Consider the following 1,858-nt stretch of genomic DNA (forward strand, 5'->3'; position numbering starts at 1 on the left):
AAACCCTAAACTTGGCTCAGCAATCGTTGGTTACATCTTTGATTTCTCGCGGAGTAACTTGTGATGCTGATAATCTTGTTGACTATCAGTCTGACTCCACAAGCACCCACACGAATTGCTTGATTCAATTGTTAAAGAGCGGTTGGTTAAGATCTTTCGTCTCAACCGAGGAGCGCACTCTACAGCACATCCCCTCAAGTAGCAACCTTAAAAGTTTCTGATTTCATTAACAAAATCAACAACTTAAGCCAAAAGCAACATCAAGCTGCTCGTTAGCGGGAGGCGAATAGTACAGCATTAAAATACGTGGTCAACCCCTATCTAGAAATTCTTTTTCCTTACCAAAGCGCTGGGTTACCACCATGAAAACTTCCAAGGTCTGTAGCAAGCACGGCTAGGCGCGGGCACGCCGGTATAGTTGACTCTATATGCCTACCGTATTCCCCGGAGCCTCCATCCAGTGCCTGACTTGCCGAGCAACGCCGCCTACACAAAGCGCTTCAATGCAGTACTCGCCTACATCGACGCCAATCTCGAAGGTGACTTGTCTGTGAAGACGTTGAGCCAGGTGGCGAACTTTTCGGCGTTTCACTTCCATCGACAATTCACCGCCTTCGTGGGCGTGCCTGTTTCACGTTATGTACAGTTGATGCGGCTACGACGCGCAGCGCATTGCCTGTCCTCCCTCGCGGATTACTCGGTGCTGGAAGCAGCGTTCAGTGCGGGTTTCGAAAGCCCCGAGGCATTTTCCAGGGCATTCAGGCGGGCGTTCGGTATGACGCCGAGTGCATTCAGGAAGCAACCGAATTGGCAGGTCTGGGGCTCGGTGTTCACCATCCCTCATTTTTCCAGGAGCATCATCATGCAGGTGCGAATCGTAGAGTTTCACGAAGTCAGAGTTGCAGCACTCGAGCATTGTGGCGCTCCCGGACTCATTAATGAGAGTGTTCGCAAGTTTTCCGAATGGCGCATGCAGAGCGGACAGTCGCCAGTGAAATCAAGTCGCAGCTTTGGCATTCCTTTCGGCAACCCCGATACGACACCACCCGAAGCGTTCCGGTTTGCAATCTGCGGCGAGATTCACGAGGCGGTAGCAGCGAATGAGTTCGGCGTAACCGAGCGCGTTATCCCTGGAGGGCGTTGCGTTGTAGTGCGTCACGTGGGTTCGACGGATCACATCGGCGAAACGATCTATCCGATCTATCGCGACTGGCTTCCCACCAGCGGCGAGGAACTTCGAGACCAGCCGCTGTTCTTCGATTATCTAAGCGTTTATCCCGAGACACCGCAGGATCAATGGCAGACCGATATTTATGTGCCGTTGCAATAGCGGAGCAGACATGTTGCTTCTGGTTTAGAACGATCATCATTGATTTCATCGCTGCAAGCAGCCTCTCGCCAAGGGGCAGCTATTGGCCCGGACTGTGCCCCCCCCCGCCAACTTACTCGCGTCAAAATAATCTATACGAATCAATTAATTAATGTTAGCTTCGAGTCGCCCTCGGGGGCCAGAATTAAGAAAGGTCTTGCTTTGCAAGGCCTTTTTTTCGTCTGTAGAAAAGTGACCTCGCCCACCGCTGTCGTGTAGGAGCTGCCGAAGGCTGCGATCTTTTGATCTTGCTCTTCAACGCCATACCCCGAAACCGTTCGGCTAACGAATCAAGGATTCACACAATGGAATTGCCACTGGAAACCGTTGCCCTTTTCGCCCTCAAGCTGGCTTATGAGAGGGAAGGTGAAAGTCCGATTTTGCGGGATGATCCGATCATGAGCGATTACGAGCGGGAGGTGTTTGGGTTGTTGGTGCGGCGGGGGGATGTTGAGGCGATTCAGTTTAGGGTGGCGCGATGTGTGGGGT

General features: G+C 52.2%; 1 protein-coding gene and 1 pseudogene. Both read left to right on the plus strand.

Features of this window, described 5'->3' with window-relative positions:
- Window positions 1-460: 460 nt before the first annotated feature.
- Entirely contained in the window at window positions 461-1,330 is an 870-nt protein-coding gene (locus KGB23_RS30040; protein WP_223433698.1) for a GyrI-like domain-containing protein, read from the plus strand.
- Window positions 1,331-1,674: 344 nt separating this feature from the next.
- Window positions 1,675-1,858 (plus strand): annotated as a pseudogene (locus KGB23_RS30045) (hypothetical protein); the annotation flags it as partial.

It is taken from the genome of Pseudomonas sp. GL-B-26, assembly GCF_019947405.1.
Taxonomy (GTDB): Bacteria; Pseudomonadota; Gammaproteobacteria; order Pseudomonadales; family Pseudomonadaceae; genus Aquipseudomonas.